A 25299-nucleotide genomic window follows, 5' to 3' on the forward strand; every position below is an offset into this window, starting at 1 on the left:
CGTGCCGGCCCAGGCAATCTCAGCCCGTCCGGCGTTTGAGGACGAGGCCCTTTGGGCCGATGGGGGTCCAGGGGGCGGAGCCCCCTGGGGGCGGGGTCGAAGGGGCGGCAGCCCCTGGAGGATGGGACGGGTAGGGGCGGCGGGGGCGAAAACCCTCGGGGGCACCCACACCCCGTCACCCGATCGCCGTACCCGACATGCGCCACCCCCCGTCCCACGCTTCCCTGCGAACAGGAGCAGGAGGTGGCACGCCAGACCCGGGAGGCGCGATGCACAGGCAGGGCGGCAGATGACCACCCCCGGCCCCGGCCCCGGCACCCGCACCCCCACCGACCGAGCCACCCAAGGCCGAGCCGCCCGCAAACGCACCCCCCGCTCCGCCCACGCCACCTGGATGGCCTCCATCGACCGCCCGGACCCCGTCGCCGTACTGGAGCGCCAGGGCCGCGACCGCCTCCCGGAACTGCTCCCGATCCGCTACGGCCGTATGACCGCCTCCCCCTTCGCCTTTCTGCGCGGCGCCGCCGCGGTGATGGCCGCGGACCTCGCCGCCCAGCCCCGCACCGGCCTCACCGTGCAACTCTGCGGCGACGCACACCTCCTCAACTTCGGCCTGTACGCCTCACCGGAACGCTCCCTGCTCTTCGACCTGAACGACTTCGACGAGACGTTCCCCGGCCCGTTCGAGTGGGACGTCAAACGGCTCGCCGTAAGCGTCGTCGTGGCCGCCCGCGAGAACGGCCACAGCGAGGCGAAGGCGCACCGTGCCGCCGTGGAGGCGACGGCCGCGTACCGCACGTCCATCCACCGACTCGCGGGGCTCGGCGAACTCGCCGTCTGGTACGAGCGGACGGACGCCGACACCCTGCTCCCGCTCGTCCGCTCGGCCCGGCACCGAAGGCGCGTCGAGTCGAGCCTGACCCGGGCCCGCCGCCGCACCAGCCTCCAGGCGCTCGGCAAGCTGACGGAGGTCGTCGACGGACGCCACCGCATCATCAACGACCCACCGCTGCTGGAGTCCGCCGGCACCTCCGACATGGCGGCCCTGCGCAAGATCTTCAGCGACTACCGCTCCACCCTCTCCGAGGAGCGCCGCCTCCTGCTGGACCGCTACCGCTTCGTCGACGCCGCCCGCAAGGTCGTCGGCGTCGGCAGTGTCGGCACCCGCTGCTTCATCGTCCTGCTCGCCGGACGGGACGCGGACGACCCGCTGTTCCTGCAGATCAAGGAGGCGCGGAAGTCCGTACTGGAGGAACATCTGCCGCGTGGCCCCTACGTCCACCAAGGGCATCGCGTGGTGGCCGGGCAGCGCCTGCTCCAGGCGGCCGGTGACATCTTCCTGGGCTGGATGACCGGGCCCCAGGGACGGGCCTTCTACTGGCGCCAGCTGCGCGACATGAAGGGCTCGGCGGACGTCGCCGGCATGACCCCGGCCGCCCTCACCTCGTACGCCCGCCTCTGCGGCACCGCCCTCGCCCGGGCCCACGCCCGCTCCGGCGACCGCATCGCCATCGCCGCCTATCTGGGCAAGTCCGACACCTTCGACCAGGCCGTCGCCGAGTTCGCCCGGACCTACGCCGACCAGACCGTCACCGACCACACCACCCTGACCGCCGCGGTCGCCGCGGGAGTGGTGAGAGCGGCCCCGGAACTCTGACGACCCGCAGGGTCTCAGGCGTATCGCTGCAACAGCCCGTCCACATAGGCCTCCAGCCGCTCGCCCAGCACCGCCGGCGTCAGCTCGGTGCGCCCCAGCTCGCGCCACGGCCCCGCCAGTTTCCCGGCGTCGGGGGCGTAGGCGAGGGAGTCGAGCAGTCGCCAGTACAGGTGATCCGTGCCGTCGGCGAGCCGACGTCCGCCCTGGGCCTCGTAGCGGTCCCGGAAGCCGAGCCCGTGCTCCGGCCCGTGCAGCAGTGCGAGTGCTGTCGAGCAGTGGGCGACGTCCAGGTCGGCCGGGCCCCACGAGGTCTCGACCCAGTCGACGACACCGCTGATCCGCAGGTCGTCGGTGAAGAGCACGTTGCCGGGGTGGAAGTCCCGGTGCAGGAAGACACCTTCGTACGACGGCGGCTCGCGCCGGATGACGTCCACGGCCCGCTCCCACAGCGCGCCGTCGGGCACGCGCACCTGCTCCGGTGACGTCCAGGCCTGATAGGCGCGCGGGCGCTCGTCGGGTACGACCCGGTGGATCCGGACGAGTTGGGCCGCCAGCAGATCGAGCCGCTGTACGAGATCCTCCTCGTCGACCCGCACCCGGCCCGGCAGCCGGGACATCAACAGGCTCGGGTGATCGCTGTGTTCGACGGTGGCGTCCACGGCGAGCAGCTCGGGGGCCGGGATGCCGTCCTGGCCGGCGAGCAGCGTGAGGATCGACGCCTCGCGGTTCAGGAGGCCGGGGGCGTGGTGCCGGAAGAAGGGCTTCACGAAGGACCGCAGGACCAGGTCCGAGCCGTCGTCGAGGGTGAGCGCGCGCATCTGCGAGCTCCAACCCCCGGACAGGAAACGGGTGGTGGCGACCGTACGGCCCGCGGGCAGCTGCTTGGCCATCCAGGCGCGGGTCGCCGTCCAGCCCTCGACCAGCAGCGCGTCGACGAACTCCCGCCGGTCGTCGGCGTGATCGTGGAACCAGAGGCCCAACCGGTGCGGTGCGTCCGGGATGTCGAGGCGCGTGTACTGCGACCGCGCGGTCAGCGCGTCCTGGACGGCCTCCGTCACGTCGGACGGGATGACCTCGTCGTGGCCCGGCACCGCGAGCACCGCCCGCCCCTCGTACGCCCGCAGCGCGTCCAGTGCGGGCGCCCCGCGCCAGCTGTCCGGGGTGCGCAGGATCGCGCTGAACCGGCTGTTCCCGCTGCCGAACGGCACGTCCCACGCCTCGGCCGCGTACACCGCCGGCGAGCACAGCCCGATCGCCGTCACGCGCTCCCCGTAGTGCCGTACGAGATCCGCGACCGTCTGCCCGCTCATGCTGAACCCGACGAGGATCAGCGGCCCCTCCGCCGGCACCCGGGCGTCGATCACCGCGACGGCCTGCTCGAAGCGCCGGCGCAGGCTCAACTCCCGCAGCTCACCGGTGGATTCGCCGTGTCCGGAGAAGTCGAGGGCCAGGACGCCGCAGCCCCGGCCCGCGAACTCCTCCCCTACCGGCGTCAGCCGCTCCTTGCTGCCGTTGCCCGCCCCGTGCAGCAGAACGGCGGTGGCCCGGTCCGGGCCACCGCCGCCGTACACCCCGCTGAGCCGTTCGCCGTCGTGGCGCTGAGTGAACGAGGAGATCATGACCTCATTCACTCATGGCGGCCCCGGCGTCAGGAAGCGGTTTCCGCCTTCGGCGCCCGCGCCGCCGCGATCGCCTCGCGCAGATGGTCCTCGTCGGCCTGGCTCAGCGAGGTCTGCACCAACTGGCCGCCGAAGGGGGCGAGTTGCGGGATCACCTTGTCCTGGGCGGCTTGCTTGACCAGGACGAACAGGGCGGCGGCGCCCGGCCGGAGGTTCTGGCTGAGGTCCTTCATGAAGTTGTCGTTGATGCCGGTGTCGGTGACCGCGCCCCCGGCGGCGCCGGCCGCCGCACCCACCGCGGCACCGAGCAGCGGGGCCAGGAAGAGCAGCCCGATCACCCCGCCCCACAGGGCGCCGCCCGCCGCGCCCGCGGCGGTGTGGTTGAGGGCCTGGTGCAGCTTGATCTTGCCGTCCTCGCGCCGCTCGACGACCACGATGTCCTCCAGCTCGACGAGATGCTGCTTGGACAGCTCGATCACCTTCTCGCGGACCTGGTTGGCGGTGGCGAGGTCGTTGTAGGCGACGACGAAGAGATCACTCATCCGGTAACACCCCTTATCGGTGCAATATGACGTTTCGCCCGACTCTAGGGCGCCGGAATGCGGGGCGCACGCCAGGGAGGGGGAAAAAGAGATGCACACGGTGTGACCGTCTCCCTACGCTGGACACGCATTGCGGAGCTGCTCCCCACCGCTTGCCGCAGGGCCGGTTTCACCGCGCGGTCCCGGGGCTACTCTGCTGCTCACCCAACCACGCACACGGAGGCCCGTGATGGGCACCATCGTCATGGCCGGGGCCGCGGTCCTGGTCGTCTTAGGATTCGGAAACAGCGTCTACTGGCTCGCCGCGGCCGCCGTGCTCTTCCTGTACATGCAGTACGGGCGAGGCGCGTCCTCGACGCCCTCCCGGGGCGGTTCCTCGTCCGGGGTCATGCCCAGCGACTACCGGGCGTACCGGGAGCGCCGCGACAAGCAGGCCAAGTGGGAGCGCCGCTACCGCCGCGAGCGCCCCTTCGAGTCCCGCCGTCAGGAGCGCGAGAAGAAGGGCAAGTGAGCCCTTGCCGGGCCGTCCCCGGTCATCGGCGTCACAGGCCGGGGGCGCCCCACACCGGGAACCAGCGGCTCAGGTCCTGCTCGATCCGCAGATCGTCCCCGAGCGCCGCTCTGACCCGCAGTTCCAGCGCGTTGTCGCGCCGCTGCCCCCCGTCGGGCAGTGGCGCGAACGGGAACCAGGTGCCGCGCTTGTAGAGGTAGACCAGCGCGAGCGTACGGCCCTCGCCGTCACGGAAGCCCGCCAGCGAGCACAGCAGCTGCGGGCCGAAGCCGTTGACCTCCATCGAGGCGTTCACCGCGTGCAGGTCGTTCACGAGCTGGGGAAGTTCGTCGGGGGCCCGCTCGGAGACCAGCCAGGAGTAGCCGTACTCGTCGCGTCGCAGCCGGACCGGGGGGCCGTCGCGGTCGGCGTCCGCGTCGAGGAGTGCCTGCACCTCGCGGTGCGTCTGCTCGAACGCGGCGCCCTCGACCGTGGCGAAGCACACCGCTCCGCTGCCGGTCGGGGTGAACCCCGCGGCGGCCTCCAGGGTGACGGCCGCCGACGGCAGTGCGAAGAGCTGGTCGAGATCGGGTGCGACGGGTTTCGTGCGCCCGAGCAGAATGTCCAGCAGCCCCATGGGTGTCAGTCCGCCTTTCCCGGGGTCGCGGCCTCACCCAACTCGGTGGAGATCCGGCCCAGTTGATCCAGCCGCTGGTCCAGACTCGGGTGGGTGGAGAAGAGCCGGGCGATGCCGGGCTCGGACCCGAGAGCCGGGGTGAAGTAGAAGGCGTTGAACGCCTGCGCGGTCCGCAGATCCTTGCTGGGGATCCTCGCGATGTCCCCGGAGACCTTGGTGAGCGCGGAGGCCAGCGCCGAGGGCCGCCCGGTCAGCTGTGCGGCGGCCCGGTCGGCGGCGAGCTCCCGGTACCGGGACAGCGCCCGGATGAGCAGGAAGGAGAGGGCGTACACGGCCGCGGAGACCCCCATCACCCCCGCGAAGACGACGGCGGTGTTCTGGTCCTTGCGCCCGCTGAAGATCTGCGAGTAGAACGCGAACCGCACGATGAGCCCCGCGAGGACACCGAGGAAGGACGCGACGGTGATGACGGCGACGTCCTTGTGCGCCACATGCGACAGCTCGTGGGCGAGCACACCCTCCAGCTCCTCGGGCTCCAGCCGCCGCAGCAGGCCCGTCGTCACACACACCACGGCATGATCCGGATTCCGCCCGGTGGCGAAGGCGTTCGGCATGTCGATGTCCGACACCGCGACCACGGGCTTGGGCATGTCCGCGAGGGCACACAGCCGGTCGACGACCCCGTGCAACTCCGGATACTGCTCCCGCTCCACGACCCGCCCCCGCATCGCGAACAGCGCGACCCGGTCGGAGAACCAGTACTGTGCGCCCAGCATCCCCGCGGTGATCACCAGGACCAGCACCCAGGACCTCAGCAACACGATCAACGCGGCGACGAAGGCCACGTACAGCAGTCCGAGCAGAAAAAGCGTGACCGTCATCCGCACGGTCAGCCGCCGATCGCTCCGGAAACGGCTCTGCATCTGCATCACCCCGCAGTCAGGCACTCGCCCCACAGCCCAGTGTGCACCCGCCCCCACCATGAAGCGGTCGTGATCACCTCTAGACCCAGCAAAGGCTCAGGCCTTGAGCCCGGCCTCCCACTTGCGTCGCTTCAGCACGTACTCGCTGAACAGATGCCGCCCCCGGTCCAGGAGTTCACCCACCTCCACCGTCCCGCGCGGCACGTCCGCCGTCGGGTGCCAGCGCTGCACGGACTGCCGGGCCCACTGCCGGAGCTTGTCGTCCGGGTCGTCGAGCAGCGCGACGGAGGCCCGCAGCCGGACGAGCCCGTCACGCGCGTGCAGCAGCCGGAACGCGGCGACCCGCACATGCCGGGGCCGCTCCACCGCGAGCCGCTCCATCAGCCGGTCGGCGTCCAGCGGTCCGGCCGACGGCAACAGCGCCGCGGTAGCCTCCCGCACCACACCGGGCGCCGGATCGTCGAGAAGCGGCAGCAGCCGTCGTTCGTCCACCACGTCCAGCACCCGCAGCCCGGCCACGGCCCGCGCCCGCAACCCGGCCGCCGGGTGATCGAGCAGCGGCCACAGCAACTCTGCGTCCACCCGCTCCCCGCACTCCGCGAGCCCGATCACGACCCCCGGCGACAGACCCTCCGGACGGGCCCACCGCTCCCGGTACCAGGGCAGCGGATCGCCCCCGCCCTGCCGCACGACATACCGCGCACAGGCCCGCACCATCCCCGACCGGTCTCCGAGAAACCCCACCGCCCGCTCCACCCGCCCGGCCCGCCGCAACGCGGTGACCCCGGCCGCCCGGGCCCGCGGACCACGGGCGGCGAGAAGCGGTTCGAGTACGTCGTCGAGGGCCCCGTTTTGGTCCGATACGGCGGCCAGCGTGCTGTCGGCGCACAGCGACTGCACGACCGGGTCGCTGTCGCGGGCGGCGGCCCGGGCCAGCTCGGCGGGGGAGAGGAACCCCTCGTCGACGGCGAGCCGGTACGCGTACCGGCGTACCCCTCGACACGGGTCGGTGTACAGCGGGGCGAGGGTCTCCGGGGGCGCGGCCCGCAGCAGTTCGGTCGCCAGAGCGGTGACGAAGTCCCCCCGGCCCCGCCGCCCGATCCGCAGCACCAGGCCCATCACCCGCACCACGGCCTCGGCACCGAGCGTCTCCGTCAGCCGCCGCCGTGCCACCTCCCGCACCGGCGCCGCCCAGTCGGAGCACCGCACGACGAGCAGCGGCAGCAACCCGGGAAAATCGACGGCCCGCCACAGCGCAGCCGCCCTGACCCTGCCTTCCCGGTGGCACAGCGCGAGCGCGAGCTGACCCTCGCCGAGCGGTCCGCCGTCCAGCAGGGTGTCCTTCACAGCCCGCCCACTCTCGGTCTTCTCCCAGGCCGGCAACCACACGACCCGGTCCGGATCCCAGGAGATCGCCCGCACCCCGGCGTCCAGCGCGGTCCAGGCGGCCGGATCACCTGTGTCGAGCGCTTCCCGCAGCGGGACCCCTTCCGCGAGCCGCACGGCCGCAGCCGCCCCGTACCAGATGTCCATGCCCACCCCTGACCAGCCCTGATGTGTCCGGCGATGGTAGACAGTGCGACCGTGTCGAGTCGCGCGATATACGGGTCCTAGAAGGGCGCCCGGAAGTTCGCATACCCCAGCAGCACGATGACCGCCGCCACGCACCCGAAGACGATGGCCGTCGACACCCACGGCGACCGCGGCCGGCGTAGCCGCTCGGGTTCCGGACGGAACGGCTGTGCCTGTGGTGGGTTCTCCTTCCAGCGTGCGGCGAGCATCCGGGCCCGTGCCGAGGGCTCCTTCTCCTCGGCGCCGTCGGCCCACCGGATGTCGAACTCCCGCTCCTCGTCGTCCCGTTCGGCCATCGCCGTAACCCCCGGTCGCCCTTCTCGCACGTCTGTTCCCGAAACCATACGACGGCGCCCCCGCCCTGAGGAACCAGGAACGGGGGCGCCGAGAGAGCCGGGAGAACCGGCCCGGGTTCGATCACACGTCGAAGTAGAGCTCGAACTCGTGCGGGTGCGGACGCAGCTGCAGCGGCGCGATCTCGTTCGTGCGCTTGAAGTCGATCCACGTCTCGATCAGGTCCGGCGTGAAGACGTCGCCCTGGAGGAGGAACTCGTGGTCGGCCTCGAGGCGGTCGAGGACGGCCGGGAGGGAGGTCGGGACCTGCGCGACGCTCGCGTGCTCCTCGGGAGCCAGCTCGTAGAGGTCCTTGTCGATCGGCTCGGCCGGCTCGATCTTGTTCTTGATGCCGTCGAGGCCCGCGAGCAGCAGCGCGGAGAAGGCCAGGTACGGGTTGCCGGAGGAGTCGGGCGCACGGAACTCGACGCGCTTGGCCTTCGGGTTGGAGCCCGTGATCGGGATACGCATGGCCGCGGAGCGGTTGCGCTGCGAGTACACCAGGTTGATCGGCGCCTCGAAGCCCGGGACCAGACGGTGGTAGGAGTTCACCGTCGGGTTGGTGAAGGCCAGCAGCGACGGGGCGTGCTTGAGGATGCCGCCGATGTAGTAGCGGGCCATGTCCGACAGGCCCGCGTAGCCGGCCTCGTCGTAGAAGAGCGGCTGGCCGCCGGTCCACAGCGACTGGTGCACGTGCATGCCCGAGCCGTTGTCACCGAAGATCGGCTTCGGCATGAAGGTCGCGGTCTTGCCGTTCTTCCAGGCCACGTTCTTCACGATGTACTTGAAGAGCTGGAGGTCGTCGGCCGCGGCGAGCAGCGTGTTGAACTTGTAGTTGATCTCGGCCTGGCCGGCGGTGCCCACCTCGTGGTGCTGGCGCTCGACCTGGAGGCCGGAGGCGGCCAGCTCGAGGGAGATCTCGGCACGCAGGTCGGCGAAGTGGTCGACCGGCGGGGTCGGGAAGTAGCCGCCCTTGTAGCGGACCTTGTAGCCGCGGTTGTTCTCCACCGCACCGGTGTTCCAGGCGCCCGCCTCGGAGTCGATGTGGTAGAAGCTCTCGTTCGCCGAGGTGGCGAAACGGACGCTGTCGAAGACGTAGAACTCGGCCTCGGGACCGAAGTACGCGGTGTCCGCGATACCGGTCGACGCGAGGTAGGCCTCGGCCTTCTTGGCCACGTTGCGCGGGTCACGGCTGTACTGCTCGCCCGTGATCGGGTCGTGGATGAAGAAGTTGATGTTCAGCGTCTTGTCGCGGCGGAAGGGGTCGATCCGGGCGGTCGACAGGTCCGCGCGCAGCGCCATGTCGGACTCGTGGATGGCCTGGAAACCACGGATCGACGAGCCGTCGAACGCGAGCTCCTCGTCCGGGTCGAACGCCTCGACGGGCAACGTGAAGTGCTGCATGACGCCCGGCAGGTCGCAGAAACGGACGTCGACGAACTTGACGTCCTTGTCCGCGATGAACTTCTTGGCCTCGTCGGCGTTCTGGAACATCCAGCTCCTCCTACTCCCGACGGTTCCTTGCCGGGGTGGTAGTTCGTTTGTGCGGCCAGTGCGGTGGCACACGATGACGACGACACTAGGGACGCGTGATTTCTCGGGCGTGACCCATTTGTTTCGCACAAGTTAACCGGACATCCCGCTCCGCACCCCACCTGTCCGCATCCCGAAACGCGGGCAGTACGGTGGACGGGTGGACAAGAGGGAAGCAATCGGGTCGTGGCTCTCGGGGCCCCGTGCGGCCGCCGAGCAAGCCGGTGTGGACTTCGGATACCGGGGGCAGCAGCTGGGTCTGCCGGAGGAGGGGCCGGGCTCCATCGCCCGGCCGGGGCGGCGGCTCGGAGCACTCGCCGTGGACTGGGCGATGAGCGTGCTGATTGCATCCCAATTGATCACCCAGAGCTACACGCCGGCGACCTCGAACTGGGCGCTGCTGGTTTTCTTCGTGATGAGCGTGCTCACGGTCGGGACCATCGGCTTCACCCCGGGCAAGCGCCTCTTCGGCCTGCGCGTCGTCGACCTGACGACCGGCCGCCCGAGCCCGCTCCGCGGCCTCCTGCGCAGCGCCCTGCTGTGCCTCGCCGTACCGGCCCTGATCTGGGACCGCGACAGCCGGGGCCTGCACGACAGGCTGGCGCGCACGGTCGAGGTGCGGATCTAGTTCTCCTACGACGAAGGGGGCGCCCGGAGATCTCCGGGCGCCCCCTTCGTCGTAGGAGGTCGATCAGCGCGCCTTCGGCCCGCCCTTGGGCAGCTTCATGCCCTTCGGCATGGGCCCCTTCGGCAGCGGCATGTTGCTCATCAGGTCACCCATGGCCCGCAGCCGGTCGTTGGTCGCGGTCACCTGGGGGCCGGTCAGCACGCGGGGCAGCTTCAGCATGCTGGTGCGCAGCTTCTTCAGCGGGATCTGGTCCTCGCCGGTGCCGACGATCAGGTCGTGCACCGGCACGTCCGCCACGATCCGGTTCATCTTCTTCTTCTCGGCGGCCAGCAGGCTCTTCACCCGGTTCGGGTTGCCCTCGGCGACCAGGACGATGCCGGCCTTGCCGACGGCCCGGTGCACCACGTCCTGGCTGCGGTTCATCGCCACCGCGGGGGTCGTCGTCCAGCCCCGGCCGATGTTGTCCAGCACGGCCGCGGCCGCGCCCGGCTGGCCCTCCATCTGCCCGAAAGCGGCCCGCTCGGCCCGGCGTCCGAACACGATCGCCGTTCCGAGGAAGGCGAGCAGGACGCCCAGGATGCCCAGGTAGACCGGGTGACCGATCAGGAAGCCGATCGCGAGAAAGACACCGAGGATGAGGAGGAAGACACCCGCGAGCACCAGACCGATCGTCTTGTCGGCCCTGCGGGTCATCTTGTACGTCAGGGCGATCTGCTTCAGTCGCCCGGGGTTAGCGGCATCGGCCGCACTGTCACTTCTCGCCATGCGTCGAAGTCTACGTGGCCCGAGGAGTGCCGACGACGGCAGTGTCCCGGAGGAAAAGCTTCAGGGACGGACGGTGAACGACCGCTCCAGCACCTGCTGCGCCTCGACCCTGTCCTTGGCGCGGCGGCGGTCCTCCAGGACGGACGTCCAGGCGTTGCGGCGGGCGGTGCGCTGGCCGCTGCTCATGAGCAGCGACTCGACGACACGGAGTGCATCGGTGAACGACGGGATGGCGGTGGCGCGAACGGGCGCGGCCTGCATGATGGAGGTCCCCCCTCAGGGATAGCGGCTCTGGTGAGTGGTGCACGGGCTGTACAACCAGGGTCACTGATTGGTGTTACCAGGGCGTGACCGACCGGTCAAACACCAATGAAGCCTTGATTTGCGGCACGCGAACGCCGAAGCGGCCCTGGCACCGTCCCCATCTGCGGGGACGCCCAGGGCCGCGTCAATCGGTCACTACCGAGCGGTAGCCGCTTGTGCTCGGATTCACACGCTCAGAGTGGCACTCCGTGCCATCAGACGGCCTGCGACGCGACCGCGCCGCCCCGCTGCGGAGCAGCAAATTGACGCTGTTCGATGGCCATCTGGTAGAGCCGGCCGGCGCGGTAGGAGGACCGGACCAGCGGGCCGGACATCACACCGGAGAAGCCGATCTGGTCGGCCTCCTCCTTCAGCTCCACGAACTCGTGCGGCTTGACCCAGCGCTCCACGGGGTGGTGGCGGACGCTCGGGCGCAGGTACTGCGTGATGGTGACGAGCTCGCAGCCGGCGTCGTGCAGCTGCCGGAGCGCCTCGCTGACCTCCTCGCGGGTCTCGCCCATGCCGAGGATCAGGTTGGACTTGGTCACCAGGCCGAAGTCGCGGGCCTCGGTGATGACCTTCAGCGAGCGCTCGTAACGGAAGCCGGGGCGGATGCGCTTGAAGATCCGCGGGACCGTCTCGACGTTGTGCGCGAAGACCTCGGGGCGGGACTCGAAGACCTGCTGGAGCAGCTCCGGCACGGCGTTGAAGTCGGGGGCGAGCAGCTCGACCTTGGTGTGGCCGCTCTCGCGCCCGGCGGTCTGCTGGTGGATCTGGCGGACCGTCTCGGCGTACAGCCAGGCGCCGCCGTCCTCCAGGTCGTCGCGGGCGACGCCGGTGATGGTGGCGTAGTTCAGGTCCATGGTGACCACGGACTCACCGACGCGGCGCGGCTCGTCGCGGTCGAGCGCCTCGGGCTTGCCGGTGTCGATCTGGCAGAAGTCGCAGCGCCGGGTGCACTGGTCGCCGCCGATGAGGAAGGTGGCCTCGCGGTCCTCCCAGCACTCGTAGATGTTGGGGCAACCGGCTTCCTGGCAGACGGTGTGGAGCCCCTCGCTCTTCACGAGCTTCTGCATCGCGGTGTATTCGGGACCCATTTTCGCCCGGGTCTTGATCCACTCGGGCTTGCGCTCGATGGGGGTCTGGGCGTTCCGGACCTCCAGGCGCAGCATCTTGCGTCCGTCGGGTGTGACTGCGGACACATCGGCTCCCTGTAGCTTCGATTCTTCGGCGTACACCAGGGTACGCCCGTATGTTTTCGCTCCCCGGGGTGGCCAACCTTGCGGAACCGGGGGGCATTCCTTCGCCCCCGCCGCCCCTACCCATTCCCATCCCCAGGGGGCGCTGCCGCCCTGGACCCCCGCTCCTCAAGCGCCGGAGGGTCTGAGAAACCCAGCCCGTCCGGAGTTTGAGGACGAGGCCCGTTCGGGGCCGAAGCGGGGGTCTGGGGGCGGCAGCCCCCAGGGACGGGACGGGTAGGGGCGGCGGGGGCGAGGAACGCCTTAGGCCGACGCCTTCTCGATCTCGCGCGGCTTCAGATCCGCATGCTCGAGTACGTCCCTCAGGTGCCGCTCGACAACCGGCAGCACCTCGGCGATCGTCACGTCCCGTCCGAGTTCGTCCGCCAGGGACGCGACCCCCGCGTCCCGGATCCCGCACGGGATGATGCGGTCGAACCAACGGTTGTCCGGGTTCACGTTCAGCGCGAAGCCGTGCATCGTGACGCCCTTGGCGACCCGGATCCCGATCGCCGCGATCTTGCGGTCCTCGCGGCGCTGCCCCGCGTTGGACGGGGCGTACTCCGGGCCGTTCATGCGCGGGTCGAACTCCTCGTCGTGCAGACGGGGGTCGAGGTCCAGCGACAGGCCCCCGATGGACGGCCGCCGCTCGACCGGATCGCCGAGCACCCATACGCCGCTGCGGCCCTCGACCCGGCTGGTCTCCACGCCGAACTCCGCGCAGGTGCGGATGAGGGCTTCCTCGAGACGCCGTACATGCGCCACGACGTCCACCGGACGCGGCAGCTTCTGGATGGGGTAGCCCACCAGCTGGCCCGGGCCGTGCCAGGTGATCTTGCCGCCGCGGTCCACGTCGACGACCGGGGTGCCGTCCAGGGGGCGCTCGCTGTCCGCCGTGCGCCGTCCGGCCGTATACACCGGCGGGTGTTCGAGCAGCAGGACGGTGTCGGGGGTCTCGTCCGCGAACCGTGCCGCGTGCACCCGGCGTTGCTCGTCCCACGCCTCCTGGTACTCGACGGCGTCCGCGCCGAACCCCATACGGACGAACCGCAGCTCACTCACGGCAAGCGCCTCCCCGGAGAGTCGTAAGGCACGAAGTGTGCCTACGCCACTGTACGACTCGCCGTCTCGCGTCAGCCGTGCGGTCAATCCTCACACGATCGGATGAACGAACGGCGAAGTGTGCGATCGTCTGCTCACTCTCCGCTACATTCGCGCCGTCCTATAGAGGCCATAAGGGCTGCTCACAGGCAATCCGGGCAGGAGACACCACCCCAGATGACGGAACGACCCGCGCAGCGCACTCCCAACCGCCAGCTCGCCGCGCTCATCGCAGAAGCGGGGTTCTCCAACGCGGGGCTCGCCCGTCGGGTGGACCAGCTCGGTCTCGAACACGGGCTTGATCTGAGATACGACAAGACATCCGTGACCCGGTGGCTCCGCGGACAGCAGCCGCGGGGCACGACACCCGCCCTCATCGCCGAGGTCTTCACCCGACGGCTGGGGCGCCGGCTCTCCGCGCAGGATCTCGGGCTCGACGCCTGTGCGCCGGTGTACGCCGGTCTCGAGTTCGCCGCGACCCCCGAGGAGGCCATCGACATCGTCAGCGGGCTGTGGCGCAAGGACTCCGGCAGCCACGCCGAGCTGCGCAAGATCGCGTTCACCCCGGCGGGGCTCGTCGTGCCCAGCCGCGACTGGCTGATCGGGCGGGCCGACGACAAGGTGGCCCGCGGCGAGCCCCCGGTCCGCCTCCCCACCCAGGGCCGCCCGGTGGTGCCCCGGCAGCGCGGCGCGGAGCGCGGCCCGGGCCAGAAGGTCACCGGCGGCGACATCGCGGCGCTCCGCTCGGTCGGCGACCTGTTCCGCTCCCTGGACGACATGTACGGCGGCGGTCACGCCCGCCAAGCGCTCGTGCGGTACCTGGAGCACGAGTGCGAGCCGATGCTGCGCGGCATGTACGGCGAGCAGACCGGCCGTCGGCTGTTCTCGGCGGCGGCCGACCTCACGAGGCTCGCGGGCTGGACGTCGTACGACATCGCGGCGCACGGGCTCGCGCAGCGGTACTTCGTGCAGTCGCTGCGGCTCGCGCAGGCGGCGGGGGACCGGGCGTACGGCTCGTACGTGCTGATCACGATGAGCCGGCAGGCGGTGTACCTCGGGCACGGGCGGGAAGCGGTGCAGCTGGCGCGGGTGGCCCAGCAGGGCGTCGGCACCAATGCCCCGCCGGTGGTCCAGGCCCTGCTGCACGCGGTCGAGGCGCGGGCGCACGGGGTGCTGGGCGAGGTGCGGGCGTGCACGGGGGCGCTGGTGCGGGCCGAGCGGGCGCTGGAGGCGGCTCGGCCCGGCGACGAAGTCCCTTACTGGGCGCGGTTCTTCGACGAGGCGCAGCTGGCGGACGAGTTCGGTCATGCGCACCGGGATCTGCAGCAGTTCCGTGCCGCGGCCCAGCATGCCGAGCGGTCCCTGCAGTTGCGGGCGCCCGCGTACGCCCGCAGCCGGCTGTTCTGCCGTGTGGTGCTGGCCTCCGCCCGGCTGGGGCTGGGTGAGCTCGACCAGGCGTGCGCGCTGGGGGCGGAGGCGGCGGGGGCCGCTGTGGAGATGCGGTCGGTGCGCGCGATCGAGTATGTGCGGGACTTCGAGAAGCGGCTGGAGCCGTACAAGGACGCGGCGCCGGTGCGGGGGTATCGGGACAAGGTCGCGGCGCTGGGGTGATGTCTTCGCTGTGACTTCGGAGGTTGTGGGGTCTGCGCGACTCCGTTGTGGCTGGTTGCGCCCCCGCGGCGGAGCCGCATATCGATACAGCCCCGCGCCCCCAGGTGGGTTCAGGCGGCCCGAGCGGTGGGCAGTGGCTCCGCCCTGTGCATCGAGCCTGCCGAGCCCAGGTCCGTCAGGATCGCCGTCGACGCCCTGTGGCCCGAGTGCAGCGCGCCCTGGACCGTGCTGGTGTCCCTGTGGTCGCCGCACACGTACAGGCCCGCCAGCAGGCGTACCGGGCGGCGCAGGTCGTGCGGGGCCCGCATCGCCGGTACCGCTTCGGGTGTGTGGTGGACGGCGAGGGTCTCCCAGCGGGTGGTGGACGTGCCGTACAGGCGGGACAGGTGTGTGCGTACGGCGGTCTCGACGTCGGGTGGGGGCGGGCCCAGGACCGTCGACGAGATCAGGGAACGGCCCGCCGGGGCGCGGGACGGGTCCACGTGGCTGACCACCGCCGTGTGGGCCACCGGGCCGCCCCGGTCCGCGTCCAGCAGCAGCGCGGCACCCGTCTCCGGGGGCTCGTCCGTCGTGTGGTGGACCACCGTCACCGGGTGGAAGTCCGGTACGCGCAGACCCGGGAGGAGCTCCGCCGCCGTGCGGGCGTCCGTCGCCAGCAGTACCGCCCGGCAGCGGAACTCGCCGTGCTCCGCCGTGGTCACCGAGCTCGTCGACACCGAGGTGACGCGCACCCCCGTGTGCACCGTCCCGGCCGGCAGCGAGCGCGCCAGCAGCTCCGGCAGCACCTCCGCGCCGCCCTCCGGTACACACAGCCGCCCGGCCGCGAAGGCGCGCAGCGCGAGGTCGGCGCACCGGCTGGACGTGGTCAGCTCGGGGTCGCACAACAGCGCGGCGAGCAGCGGGCGCAGGAAGCCGTCGATCGTCCGGGCGGGCAGGCCACGGGCGGCCAGGGCCTGGGCGGCGGGCGACTCGGTGCGGCACAGCAGGCGTTCGATCGGGGTGTTCGCGATCCGGGTGAGCGCGGCCCCCAGGCGGGCCTGGTCGACGCCGCTGCCCAGGGGGGCGACGCCCCGTGGCGCGCTCCGCGGCACCGTCGGCCTGGGAGCGCTCGCCAGGGCGCGCACCGCGTGGAGTGCGCCCCTTGCGCCCCCTGCGCCGGGGGGCGCGCTCGCGCGATGGTGGCGCCCGTCGCTGTGCAGCAGGACGCCCGGCGCGAACGGGCGCAGGACGAGTCCGTCGAGCCCCGGTGTCCTGCGTAGTTCCGGATACGCCGTGGACAGCAGCTGTCCGATGCGGTCGAGGCGGAATCCGTCGACCTTCTCCGTCGACATACGGCCGCCCACCCCGTGGGCGGCCTCCAGCACCGCGGTCGTCACTCCTGCTCTGGTCAGCCGATGCGCGGCGGAGAGCCCGGCGACCCCGGCTCCCACGATCACGACGTCCGCCTGGTACGCGGGCTCAAGCACGTGCCCCTCCTCGAGGTTGCGCGGCCGGTGGAGACGTCATGCCCCCAACTGGCTCCGGGGATACCCGAGTTCGGCTTGAGGTTAAGGCGGTAATCGGTCAGGAACAGTCGCGCATCAACAGGGCACGGTCGCACGCCGGTCGCATACGCTCGCCCCTTCTTCATTGCTCCGCCTCCGGGGCGCCTCAGCCGGTGTCGAGAGGACCCACCGTGCTCAGCCCTTCGGGCCTCCGCGCGCTCGGCCCTCTCGCCTCCGGCGCGCCCCTACGGCTCCGCGTGCGCGGCTCGGACGGCCCCTTCGATCTCCGGGAACGCGAAGGTGAACCCCGACTCCAGCAGCCGCTTGGGCACCACCCGTTGGCTGCCCAGGACGTCCCCGGACATCTCGCCGAGTACGGCCCGCAGCACCGGCGAGGGCACCGTGAAGAGCGTCGGCCGGTGCAGCACACGGCCCATGGCGGCGGTGATCTCCTGGTTGGTGACCGGGTTCGGGGCGGTCAGGTTGAACGGCCCGGACAGCCCGTCGGTGTCGATGAGATGCCGGATCGCGGCCACCTCGTCGTGCAGCGCGATGAACGACCAGTACTGCCGCCCGTCGCCCAACCGCCCCCCGAGCCCGGCCTTGAACAGCGGGAACAGCCGCCCCCAGGCACCCCCTTCGCGCGCCACCACCAGCCCGGTCCGGGTGAACACGGTCCGTACGCCCGCCTCCTGGGCCGGCGCCGCCGCGCCCTCCCACTCCACACACAGCTCGGGCAGGAACCCCTGCCCGGCGGGCGCGCTCTCGTCGACGACCCGGTCGCCCGTCTCGCCGTAGAAGCCCATCGCGCTGCCGTTGACGAAGACCCGCGGCGGCTTGTCCAGCGAGGCGACGGCCTCGGCGAGCGCGGAGGTGCCGTGCACCCGGCTGGACCGGATCCGCGTCTTGTACTCCTCCGTCCAGCGCCGGTCGCCGACCCCGACGCCCGCGAGGTTCACGACGGCGTCGCACCCGGCGAGCCCGCCCGTGTCCACCCGCTTCCCCTCGGGGTCCCAACGGACCTCGTCCGCGTCTCTCGGCGCCCGGCGCACCAGGCGCACCACCTCGTGTCCGTCGGCGAGCAGGGACCGGACCAGGGCACCGCCGATGAGACCGGACGCGCCGGCCACCGCGATTCGGGAAGGCTGCATGGCGTCAATTCTGCTCCGGGTCCGCACAAAGTCCCGGTCGCCTGCGCCGTATGGTGGCCGATATGCACATACGCCACGCCACCCTCGACGACGAGGACACGCTGGGACGCCTCGACCGCGCCACCTGGTCCACCCTGCACGCCGTCTCCCCGCGCCCCCAGCCGCCGTACGAGCCCTTCTACGGCGAGCGGTTCGGCCCGCGCGACCATCTGGTGGCCGAACTCGACGGCGTGCTCGTCGGCTACCTCCGGCTCGGCTTCCCGACCCCGTTGGCCTGCAACGCGCACGTCCGCCAGATCCAGGGCCTGGTCGTCGCCGAGAAGGCGCGGGGCGCCGGTGTGGGGCGGGCGCTGCTGCGGGCGGCGCAGGAGGAGGCCAGGCGACTGGGGGCGCGCCGCATCACGCTGCGCGTCCTCGGGCACAACGCCCCCGCTCGGGGGCTCTACGAGTCCGAGGGGTTCGTGGTGGAAGGCGTTCTGCCCGAGGAGTTCCTGCTGGACGGCAAGTACGTGGACGACGTGTTCATGGGGCGCAGTCTCTGACCTGGTCGGCCTCGGCGGCCGTACGGCGTCTGCGGACGACCAGACAGAGCGCGGCCCCCGCGACGAGCAGGGAGATCAGGAAGAAGACGGGCACGGAAGCCTCCTGCGGACGAGTCGGTCGGTGAGTACACCGGTGAGTACACCGCTCATCCTGACGATCAAGGCGGCGATCGGCGGGCAGGCCACGTCGACGCGTTCGCAACCGCCGCCGTCAGCCCGTCAGCCCGTCAGCAGTCGCATGCCGCCCACCAGTTCCCGCAGGCATCGCACCGCCAGCTCCGCGGGTGAGCCCGGGCCGCTGGTGTCCGCGTCCGTCTCCGCCCAGGTCTCCAGCGCCACCCGGATGGCGTCCGTCGCGGCCGCGGCTGTCAGGCGTACGTCGAGCGGGTCGGCGTCCGGCCCGGCCAGCCTCGCCACCACCGGGATCAGCTTCTCCTCGGACTCCTGGTTCACCCGATACCACACGGCCCGCAGCGCCGGGTCGGCCACGGCTGCCCGCAGCAGCGCCCGCGTCTGGCGCAGGCCCTCCGCCGCGTGCGCGTCCGGCACGGACAGCGACTCCTCGATCGCCCGCTCCAGGGCCCGCGGCAGTCCGGCGGTGCCCGGCTCCGAGGCGGCGAGGAGTTCGCGCCAGCGGTCGGCGCCCCGGGCCAGCAGCGGGCCGACGGCGTCCTGTTTGTTGCGGAAGTACCGGTAGAAGGTGCGCAGGGCGACCCCGGCCCGCTCGGCGATGTCCTCGGCGGTCGTGCCATCGGGTCCGTGCTCGGTGAACAACGCGGCGGCGGCGCGTGCGATGTCGACCTGGGTCGCCGCCTTGCGGCGCGCGGTCAGTGAGAGGGGCTTGGTGCTCACCGGGGAAGCCTACGCCGGAGCTCCGACACTGGCACCTTTCGCCTTGATGGCAAAACGTGCCACCCGGGCATACGGTGAAGGCCATGAACCGTTACGAGAACCGACGCGCCCTCGTCACCGGTGGCGGCTCCGGCATCGGCCAGGCCACCGTGCTCCGGCTGCTCGCCGAGGGCGGCACCGTCGTCGCCGCCGACATCAGTGAGGCCGGCCTGAAGGACACCGTCGAAAAGGCGGGCGCGAGCGCGCGGCGGCTGACCACGGTCCTCGTCGACATCGCCGACGAGGCCTCCGTACGGCAGGCCGTGGCCCTCGCCGTCCAGGCGCTGGGCGGGCTCGACGTGCTCGTCAACGCCGCCGGCATCCTGCGCTCCGCCCACACCCACGAGCAGAGCCTCGCCGACTTCAACCGGATCATCGCGGTCAACCTCACCGGCACCTTCCTGATGATCCGCGAGGCGATACCGGCGCTGCGCGAGGGCACCGGCCCCGCCGTCGTGAACTTCAGCTCGACCTCGGCGGCCTTCGCCCACCCCTACATGGCGGCCTACGCGGCCAGCAAGGGCGGCATCCAGTCCATGACCCACGCGCTCGCGAGCGAGTACAGCAAGCAGGGCATCCGCTTCACCGCCGTGCAGCCCGGCTCCATCTCCTCCGGCATGACCGACGGCTCGGGCGCCAGTGGGCAGAGCGCCGGCCCGGGCCTGCCCGAGGACACCGACTGGGACCTCTACACCAAGCTCGCACCCGCCCTCGGCCGGGGCTTCGCGGGCCCCGAGACCGTGGCGGGCGTCGTCGCGATGCTCGCGAGCGAGGATGGCCGGTTCATCACCGGTACCGAGGTCCGCATCGACGGCGGGACCCACTTCTGACGTCGCGACCGGCTACGACGTCACCAGGTCACCCGTGTCCACCGGCGCCGTCGCCCTCGCCGCCCGCTCGGCGTCGGCGGCTACCTCGTCGGCGGTCAGCACATACCCCGTCTCGTCGTCCGACGTCGAGCGGGCGAAGACGACCCCGTACACCTGGCCGTCCGTCGTCAGCAGCGGCCCGCCGGAGTTGCCCGGGCGGACCGTCGACCGGATCGAGTAGATCTCGCGGGTGACGGTCCCGTCGTTGTAGATGTTCTGGCCGTTCGCCTGGACCCGGTTGGCGACGGTGGCGGCCTGGAGGTTGAGATCGCCGTCCTGCGGATAGCCCGCGACGACCGCGGAGTCGCCGCGCGAGGCGTTGTCGTCGAAGCGCAGCACCGGGGCCTGAAGGTCGGGCACGTACAGCACCGCCACGTCCTTGTCCGGATCGAAGAGCACCACGCGTGCCTCGTACGACCGTCCGACCCCGCCCACCCGGACGGTCGGCTCGTCGATGCCGGCCACCACATGGGCGTTGGTCATCACGTGCTCGGCGGAGTACACGAAGCCGCTGCCCTCGCGGCCCTGGGTGCCGGAGACGCCCTCGATCTTCACGGTGCTGCGCTTGGCCGCGTTCGTGGCGCTCGCGGTGACGCTGTCGCCGGTGGGCTTGGCGACCCGGGCCGTCGACTCGTTCTCGAACGGGTTGAAGACCTGGGGGAAACCCGCCTCGGTGAGCGCGGACGTGGCCCGGGAGAACCAGGCCGGAGTGGTGTCCGGCATGGCGTTCTGCACGGCACCCAGCAGCCGTGAATCCTGGATCGCCGTGGTGAGCACCGCGGACGAGGACGCGCCCAGCACGCTCGCCGCCACCCACGCCACGATCAGCACGGCGACCGAGTTGGCCGCGGCACCGCCGACCCCGTCGGCCACCCGCAGCGGACCGAGACTGGCACGGCCCAGCTCCCGGCGCAGCCGCAGCGCCAGACGCCCCGCGAGTTCGTGCCCGGCGACGGCCGGGACCAGCACCGTGAGCACCGCCGTCACCGTCGCCGACGTGCTGCCCGGAGTCACCAGGTCCATCATCCAGGGCAGCACCCACACGCCGATGATCGCGCCGCCCACGAAACCGGCGAGCGAGACACAGCCGGCCACCAGACCGCGCCGGTAGCCGGATGCCGCATAGGCCAGGATCACCAGCACCAGCAGGATGTCGAGCAGGTCCACGGAGCCGCCTTTCTCTTGGACCCCTTATTACGGAGGGGACGGGCCCAGTGATCAGCAGACACGCGCGCGTGACGCCCGGAACCGGCCACGCGTGCGCGCACACGCTGTGCGTGCATCCGGAGAAACGCCCCGGACCAGGACGATGGTTCCACCGGGTGGCACACCACACATCGCGGACGCGGAGGATCCGGCCGAGAGTGGGACCATGCGTGTCCGAAGAGCGCGGGGCATACGACGGCGGCGACCGGTCCGTATACGGACCCGGGCGCCGCGCCGGAGGAGCCGGCTGCCGACCGGAGTGCTGCTGCTGCTCGCCTGTGTCCCCGGGCTGGCGGCCGTCGTGGTCCTCGTGCTCTGCGCGAACGGCGTCGAGCGCCGCGCCGGGGCCCGCTCCGCCCACCCCCTCGCGGCCCGCCCCGCACCCCACCACGCGGCGAAGCCACGCATAGTGCCGAGGACGGTCTGGGCCTCGGGCACGGGCGAGGCGAACACGGCCGCCCGCACCCCGCCCCCGGCCCGCTACGACGACAAGGTCGTCGCCGTCTTCATCCACCACACCGACTCGCCCAACACCTACGACTGCGCCGACGTGCCCCGCATCATCCGCTACCTCGCGGCCGGCCAGATCGGCGCCCGCGACTGGGACGACATCGGCTACAACTTCCTCGTCGACCGCTGCGGCACGATCTACGAGGGCCGCGCGGGAGGTGTCGACCGCCCCGTCACCGGCGCCCACACCCAGGGCTTCAACCACCGCACCTCCGGCATCGCGGCCCTGGGCACCTTCACGGCGGGCGTCCCGGTGCCGCAGGCGATGACCGACGCGATCGCCTCGCTGGCGGCCTGGAAGCTGGGCCTCGCGGACGTGGACCCGCGCAGAACCGTGAAACTGACATCGAGCAACGGCCTCAGCCGCTACGCCGCCGGCACCAGCGCCGCCCTCCCCGCCGTCGCCGGCCACGAGGACGGCTACATGACCAGCTGCCCCGGCGCGGCCCTCTCGGCCCGCCTCCCGGAGATCAGACAGACGGCGGCCCGCCTCCAGGGACGCCTCCCGGCGACCCGGACGGCTCCGGCGCCGGACAGCCGCGTGCCCGGGCCGCAGGCGGGCCGCCCACCGTCCGGGTAGCCGCCCCGGCCCACGCCGGGAACACCGCGAGCGTCGTCGCCGACCGGCTCACCGGCGCCCGAGGTACGCCCGCAAGGCCCCCTGGAGCACCTTCCCCTGGCTGCCCACGGGCTGTTCCCACTCGCCGAGGTACTCCACGGCGTAGCCGCCCGCGCCCGTCTTGAAGCGCAGGCGCCCCAGCAGCCGGTCCTCGGTGAGGGCGGGGGTGATGGACCGCAGGTCGTACGTCTCGCAGCCCGCCGACCGCGCGTCGTTCATCATCCGCCACAACAGGGCGCTGCTGGGCCGCAGTTGACGCCCCTGGCGCCCGGACGCGGCGTAGGAGTGCCAAGCGCACGAGCCGACGTTGATCATGAGCGCGGCGGAGAGCACGATGCCGTCGTACTCGGCGAGATAGAGCCGCACCCGGTCGTCGTCCTCGGCGTTCAGGGCCTTCCACATACGGCGGAAGTAGTCCAGCGGCCGGGCCTTGAAGCCGTCGTGCGCGGCGGTCGAGACGTACAGCCGGTGGAAGTCGGGCAGATCCGACGCCGAGCCCCAGGAGACCCGGACCCCCGCCTCCTCGGCCGTACGCAACGACTGCTCCCAGTGCGGGGCGAGGCCCTCGCGCAGCTCGTCCGCCGTGCGCCCCTCCAGCGGGACGAGGCACCCGTAGCGCGGCTGACCGAGCCCGAACCCGTTCCCGTCGCCCTCCGCGCACCGCCGCCACCCGAGCCGCCCCAGCCGCTCGGCCGCGTCCAGCGCGTATCCGTCGATGGCGGCCGCGGACAGGTCGTCGAGATGGCGTACGGCGGGGTCGGCGATCCCCGTCGCGACGGTCCCCGGAGCCCACTGCCGTACGACGACCGGCGGCCCGATCCGCACCGAGAACGCCCCGCGTGCCTCCAGATGGGCGACGAGCGGGTCCAGCCAGCGCTCCAGCCGGGGGTGCCGCCAGTCGATCCCGGGCCCGTCGGGGAGGTACGCCAGGAAGCGCCGCGTCCCGGGCAGCGGCCGGTACAGCACCAACGCCGCCGCGACCAGCGCCTCGCCCTCGAACCAGCCGACGCTCTCCGCCCGCCAGTCCGGCTTCGCATCGCCCCACTCGGGGATCTGGAGATGGCTCGCGTCGGGATGCAGCCGCAGATGGGCGAGATGCTCCTCGCGCGAAATCTCCCGCACGTCCGGGCTGGTCATGGGCAGGGTGCTCCTGTTCGGGGCGGCCACGGTACGCCGGGGATCACGGCACTGGTCAAGAGTTCAAAGGTGAACCTTCCGGACGCGTTCCGTGACGTCGGTCACCGGATCGCCCGCAGCGCCTCGGTCAGCCGGGGGTGGACCTCCCGTTGCCGGTCGGCGGCGGTGAGGCGCAGGACGCGGCGGGTGAGCGGGTGCGGGGCGACGACGAGGAGCCTGACCGTCACCGAGTCGGCGAGATCCCGTATGCCCTCCAGCACGTCGACACCGGCCGAGGTCAGAAACGGATCACGCAGGTCGACGACGACCGCGCTCGCCTCCTGGCCACGGGCGCGCAGCAGTTGGCATACGAGGGCGGTACGGATGTGTTCGGCGTTGGCGATGTCGATGATCTCGTCCACCTCGACCACCAGGACATGGTCGAGGGCGCGGAAGACCGGCAGTGGCACGATCGGCTCCTGAGCGGGGTTCAGCCGAACGGCCGCTGCCTGACCAGTCCTCACCACCGAAGGCAGCTGAACGGCGCCTCTCGGTGGGGCCGTTCGGCGGTCCGCTCACAGGTTCCTCGTAGGCGGCTCATGGAGCACCCCGAAACTGCCGCCCTACCGTCATGCCATACGCACTGACTGGAGGTGGGGAAGATGAACAGCAGTCACGCCAACACCAAGATGTCCCGCGGTCCCTGGGCGGCCCTCTGCGCCGCCGTGGCCGTCGTCCTCGGTCCGGCCGCCGTCACGGCCTCCGCTCTCGACCAGGCGAACGCGGCCCCGATGCACCACGTGGTCCTGAAGGTCGACCAGACCCAGGCGTACATCCCGACGGACACGACCCGCAGGCGCGCGACCGCGGTCTGAGCCTCACCCGGGTCCGTCGCCCGTCAGGCCGAGGAACTGCTCCCCGGACGGGTCGACGTCCACGCCGAGGCCGTTCATGAGGCCCGCCAGCATGACGTAGTAGCCGACCGTCGTGACGATCTCGACCACCTGGCGGTCGGCGAAGGAGGCGCGCAGAGCCGTCAACCCGTCCTCGGACAGGGTGTGTCGGGAGAGGAGTTCGAAGGTCGCCGCGACCGCGGCCGACTCCGCCGCGTCGAACTCGGGGCCGCTGGAGCGCAGTTCGGCGATGGCCGTCAACTGGGCGGCCGTCGCGCCCGAGTTGAGCGCGATCGGCCGGTGCTGCGCGGCTTCGTACGCGCACTTCGTGCCGGCGGCCACCGCCATGATCACCAGTTCGCGCAGCCGGACGGGCAGCGTCGACTCGAGCAGGACCGCCAGGCCCATGTCGATCGCCGTGTCCGTGAGCGGCGGGGCGTGGGAGAGCATGCGGAAGGCGTTGAGCGGCACGGGCAGCTTCGCGACGCCGTCGGCGGGATGTTCCGGGTACGGGATTCGAGCCATGGTTCCCCCTGAAGTAGACGTCAGCCCCTGAACCGCTCCCACAGCTTGGGATACCGCTCCGACAACACCCGCTCGCTCTCGAAGTCGACCGGTGTCCCCTCCGGCTCCGACGGCGCGGGCGGGATTCCGAGGTCGGGGACGGTGACGCCGGTGAGCTGTTCGTACGCCTCGTCGGCGGCGTACCCCAGCTCCTCCCCGTCGCCGTCGATCTCCTCGTCGAAGTCGTCCAGGAGGTCGGACAGCGAGTCGGGAGCGTGCACGGCACCCTCGTACACCTCGCGCCCCTGACCGATCAGCCAGCAGCGGAAGGAGTCGAAGGTGTCGTCGCCGGCCCCCTCGAGCAGGACCCAGGCCGCGCCCCACAGGTCCCAGGTGTACGCGCGGTTGTAGCGGGCCTCGAAGTGACGGGCGAAGTCCAGGACCATCTCGGGGTCCATCTGGAGGAGCCGGTCGATGAGAAGATCCGCCTGCTCCTCGGGGTCGCCCTCGGCGGCCTCACGGGCGGCGTCCACCAGCTCCCAGAACTCCGTCTCGTCCATCA

At 71.6% G+C, this 25299-nt stretch carries 27 protein-coding genes; 8 read left to right on the forward strand and 19 right to left on the reverse strand.

Features of this window, described 5'->3' with window-relative positions; genetic code table 11:
* Positions 1 to 289: 289 nt before the first annotated feature.
* Positions 290 to 1657: a DUF2252 domain-containing protein gene (locus tag QF037_RS33660; RefSeq protein ID WP_307031812.1), complete on the forward strand. Its 1368-nt coding sequence runs from the start codon at positions 290 to 292 to the stop codon at positions 1655 to 1657.
* A gap of 14 nt (positions 1658 to 1671) precedes the next feature.
* Here the strand turns inward: QF037_RS33660 and QF037_RS33665 are convergent, their stop codons facing one another.
* On the reverse strand, positions 1672 to 3276 hold the full coding sequence (locus QF037_RS33665; RefSeq protein ID WP_307031814.1) for an alpha/beta fold hydrolase: 1605 nt from the start codon (positions 3274 to 3276) through the stop codon (positions 1672 to 1674).
* 29 nt (positions 3277 to 3305) lie between these two features.
* The gene (locus tag QF037_RS33670; RefSeq protein WP_307031817.1) at positions 3306 to 3818 is read right to left on the reverse strand and encodes a DUF1269 domain-containing protein; all 513 of its coding nucleotides are present in this window, start codon (positions 3816 to 3818) and stop codon (positions 3306 to 3308) included.
* Between the two features lie 229 nt (positions 3819 to 4047).
* Between QF037_RS33670 and QF037_RS33675 the strand changes: the two genes are divergently transcribed.
* Positions 4048 to 4329, forward strand: a complete 282-nt coding sequence (locus QF037_RS33675) for a hypothetical protein (RefSeq protein ID WP_307031819.1) — start codon at positions 4048 to 4050, stop codon at positions 4327 to 4329.
* A 31-nt stretch (positions 4330 to 4360) separates the two neighbouring features.
* Here QF037_RS33675 and pspAB read toward each other — a convergent pair whose 3' ends face one another.
* The 5 genes from pspAB to glnA form a co-directional block, all read right to left on the reverse strand.
* Entirely contained in the window at positions 4361 to 4945 is a 585-nt protein-coding gene (gene pspAB, locus QF037_RS33680; RefSeq protein WP_307031821.1) for a PspA-associated protein PspAB, read from the reverse strand.
* Between the two features lie 5 nt (positions 4946 to 4950).
* Complete coding sequence (gene htpX, locus QF037_RS33685) at positions 4951 to 5868, reverse strand: zinc metalloprotease HtpX (protein WP_307031824.1); 918 nt, start codon at positions 5866 to 5868, stop codon at positions 4951 to 4953.
* A 96-nt stretch (positions 5869 to 5964) separates the two neighbouring features.
* Positions 5965 to 7401: a hypothetical protein gene (locus QF037_RS33690; RefSeq protein WP_307031825.1), complete on the reverse strand. Its 1437-nt coding sequence runs from the start codon at positions 7399 to 7401 to the stop codon at positions 5965 to 5967.
* A 77-nt stretch (positions 7402 to 7478) separates the two neighbouring features.
* Entirely contained in the window at positions 7479 to 7736 is a 258-nt protein-coding gene (locus tag QF037_RS33695) for an SCO2583/SCO2584 N-terminal domain-containing protein (protein ID WP_307031827.1), read from the reverse strand.
* A 121-nt stretch (positions 7737 to 7857) separates the two neighbouring features.
* A complete protein-coding gene (gene glnA / locus QF037_RS33700) occupies positions 7858 to 9267 on the reverse strand; it encodes a type I glutamate--ammonia ligase (RefSeq protein WP_307031829.1) in 1410 nt (469 codons plus the stop codon).
* A 199-nt stretch (positions 9268 to 9466) separates the two neighbouring features.
* On the opposite strand from glnA, the gene QF037_RS33705 reads away from it, so the two are divergent.
* Positions 9467 to 9934: an RDD family protein gene (locus QF037_RS33705; protein WP_307031831.1), complete on the forward strand. Its 468-nt coding sequence runs from the start codon at positions 9467 to 9469 to the stop codon at positions 9932 to 9934.
* Between the two features lie 63 nt (positions 9935 to 9997).
* Here QF037_RS33705 and QF037_RS33710 read toward each other — a convergent pair whose 3' ends face one another.
* From QF037_RS33710 to lipB, 4 genes are all read right to left on the reverse strand, one after another.
* The gene (locus tag QF037_RS33710) at positions 9998 to 10699 is read right to left on the reverse strand and encodes a DUF4191 domain-containing protein (RefSeq protein WP_307031833.1); all 702 of its coding nucleotides are present in this window, start codon (positions 10697 to 10699) and stop codon (positions 9998 to 10000) included.
* A gap of 60 nt (positions 10700 to 10759) precedes the next feature.
* Positions 10760 to 10960 carry an SCO2195 family GlnR-regulated protein gene (locus tag QF037_RS33715; protein WP_307031835.1) on the reverse strand — a complete coding sequence of 67 codons (201 nt, stop codon included), beginning with the start codon at positions 10958 to 10960 and terminating at the stop codon, positions 10760 to 10762.
* 257 nt (positions 10961 to 11217) lie between these two features.
* Positions 11218 to 12204, reverse strand: coding sequence for a lipoyl synthase (gene lipA / locus QF037_RS33720; protein ID WP_307031837.1), 987 nt, complete (start codon positions 12202 to 12204; stop codon positions 11218 to 11220).
* A gap of 300 nt (positions 12205 to 12504) precedes the next feature.
* Positions 12505 to 13302 carry a lipoyl(octanoyl) transferase LipB gene (gene lipB / locus QF037_RS33725; RefSeq protein ID WP_307031839.1) on the reverse strand — a complete coding sequence of 266 codons (798 nt, stop codon included), beginning with the start codon at positions 13300 to 13302 and terminating at the stop codon, positions 12505 to 12507.
* Positions 13303 to 13518: 216 nt separating this feature from the next.
* Here lipB and QF037_RS33730 point away from each other — a divergent pair, with 216 nt between their 5' ends.
* A complete protein-coding gene (locus QF037_RS33730; RefSeq protein WP_307031842.1) occupies positions 13519 to 14952 on the forward strand; it encodes a regulator in 1434 nt (477 codons plus the stop codon).
* Positions 14953 to 15062: 110 nt separating this feature from the next.
* On the opposite strand, the gene QF037_RS33735 is transcribed toward QF037_RS33730, so the two are convergent.
* The gene (locus QF037_RS33735; protein WP_307031844.1) at positions 15063 to 16418 is read right to left on the reverse strand and encodes an NAD(P)/FAD-dependent oxidoreductase; all 1356 of its coding nucleotides are present in this window, start codon (positions 16416 to 16418) and stop codon (positions 15063 to 15065) included.
* A gap of 263 nt (positions 16419 to 16681) precedes the next feature.
* A complete protein-coding gene (locus QF037_RS33740; protein WP_307031846.1) occupies positions 16682 to 17587 on the reverse strand; it encodes a TIGR01777 family oxidoreductase in 906 nt (301 codons plus the stop codon).
* Positions 17588 to 17649: 62 nt separating this feature from the next.
* Between QF037_RS33740 and QF037_RS33745 the strand changes: the two genes are divergently transcribed.
* Positions 17650 to 18129 carry a GNAT family N-acetyltransferase gene (locus tag QF037_RS33745; RefSeq protein ID WP_307031848.1) on the forward strand — a complete coding sequence of 160 codons (480 nt, stop codon included), beginning with the start codon at positions 17650 to 17652 and terminating at the stop codon, positions 18127 to 18129.
* Positions 18130 to 18348: 219 nt separating this feature from the next.
* Here the strand turns inward: QF037_RS33745 and QF037_RS33750 are convergent, their stop codons facing one another.
* Positions 18349 to 18981: a TetR family transcriptional regulator gene (locus QF037_RS33750; RefSeq protein WP_307031850.1), complete on the reverse strand. Its 633-nt coding sequence runs from the start codon at positions 18979 to 18981 to the stop codon at positions 18349 to 18351.
* Between the two features lie 83 nt (positions 18982 to 19064).
* On the opposite strand from QF037_RS33750, the gene QF037_RS33755 reads away from it, so the two are divergent.
* Positions 19065 to 19850 carry an SDR family NAD(P)-dependent oxidoreductase gene (locus QF037_RS33755; RefSeq protein WP_307031852.1) on the forward strand — a complete coding sequence of 262 codons (786 nt, stop codon included), beginning with the start codon at positions 19065 to 19067 and terminating at the stop codon, positions 19848 to 19850.
* A gap of 12 nt (positions 19851 to 19862) precedes the next feature.
* Here the strand turns inward: QF037_RS33755 and QF037_RS33760 are convergent, their stop codons facing one another.
* Positions 19863 to 21056, reverse strand: a complete 1194-nt coding sequence (locus tag QF037_RS33760) for a MarP family serine protease (RefSeq protein WP_307031853.1) — start codon at positions 21054 to 21056, stop codon at positions 19863 to 19865.
* 205 nt (positions 21057 to 21261) lie between these two features.
* On the opposite strand from QF037_RS33760, the gene QF037_RS33765 reads away from it, so the two are divergent.
* Positions 21262 to 22185 carry a peptidoglycan recognition protein family protein gene (locus tag QF037_RS33765; RefSeq protein ID WP_307031854.1) on the forward strand — a complete coding sequence of 308 codons (924 nt, stop codon included), beginning with the start codon at positions 21262 to 21264 and terminating at the stop codon, positions 22183 to 22185.
* Between the two features lie 48 nt (positions 22186 to 22233).
* Here QF037_RS33765 and QF037_RS33770 read toward each other — a convergent pair whose 3' ends face one another.
* A complete protein-coding gene (locus QF037_RS33770; RefSeq protein ID WP_307031856.1) occupies positions 22234 to 23361 on the reverse strand; it encodes a lipid II:glycine glycyltransferase FemX in 1128 nt (375 codons plus the stop codon).
* A gap of 101 nt (positions 23362 to 23462) precedes the next feature.
* Positions 23463 to 23810, reverse strand: a complete 348-nt coding sequence (locus QF037_RS33775) for an STAS domain-containing protein (protein ID WP_307031857.1) — start codon at positions 23808 to 23810, stop codon at positions 23463 to 23465.
* Between the two features lie 192 nt (positions 23811 to 24002).
* Here QF037_RS33775 and QF037_RS33780 point away from each other — a divergent pair, with 192 nt between their 5' ends.
* On the forward strand, positions 24003 to 24215 hold the full coding sequence (locus QF037_RS33780; protein ID WP_307031859.1) for a hypothetical protein: 213 nt from the start codon (positions 24003 to 24005) through the stop codon (positions 24213 to 24215).
* Positions 24216 to 24218: 3 nt separating this feature from the next.
* On the opposite strand, the gene QF037_RS33785 is transcribed toward QF037_RS33780, so the two are convergent.
* Together QF037_RS33785 and QF037_RS33790 are read right to left on the reverse strand one after the other, a co-directional pair.
* Positions 24219 to 24758, reverse strand: a complete 540-nt coding sequence (locus QF037_RS33785; RefSeq protein WP_307031860.1) for a carboxymuconolactone decarboxylase family protein — start codon at positions 24756 to 24758, stop codon at positions 24219 to 24221.
* Positions 24759 to 24778: 20 nt separating this feature from the next.
* On the reverse strand, positions 24779 to 25297 hold the full coding sequence (locus QF037_RS33790) for a DUF4240 domain-containing protein (RefSeq protein WP_307037506.1): 519 nt from the start codon (positions 25295 to 25297) through the stop codon (positions 24779 to 24781).
* Positions 25298 to 25299 lie beyond the last annotated feature (2 nt).

It is taken from the genome of Streptomyces canus (assembly GCF_030815415.1).
Lineage (GTDB): Bacteria > Actinomycetota > Actinomycetes > Streptomycetales > Streptomycetaceae > Streptomyces > Streptomyces canus_F.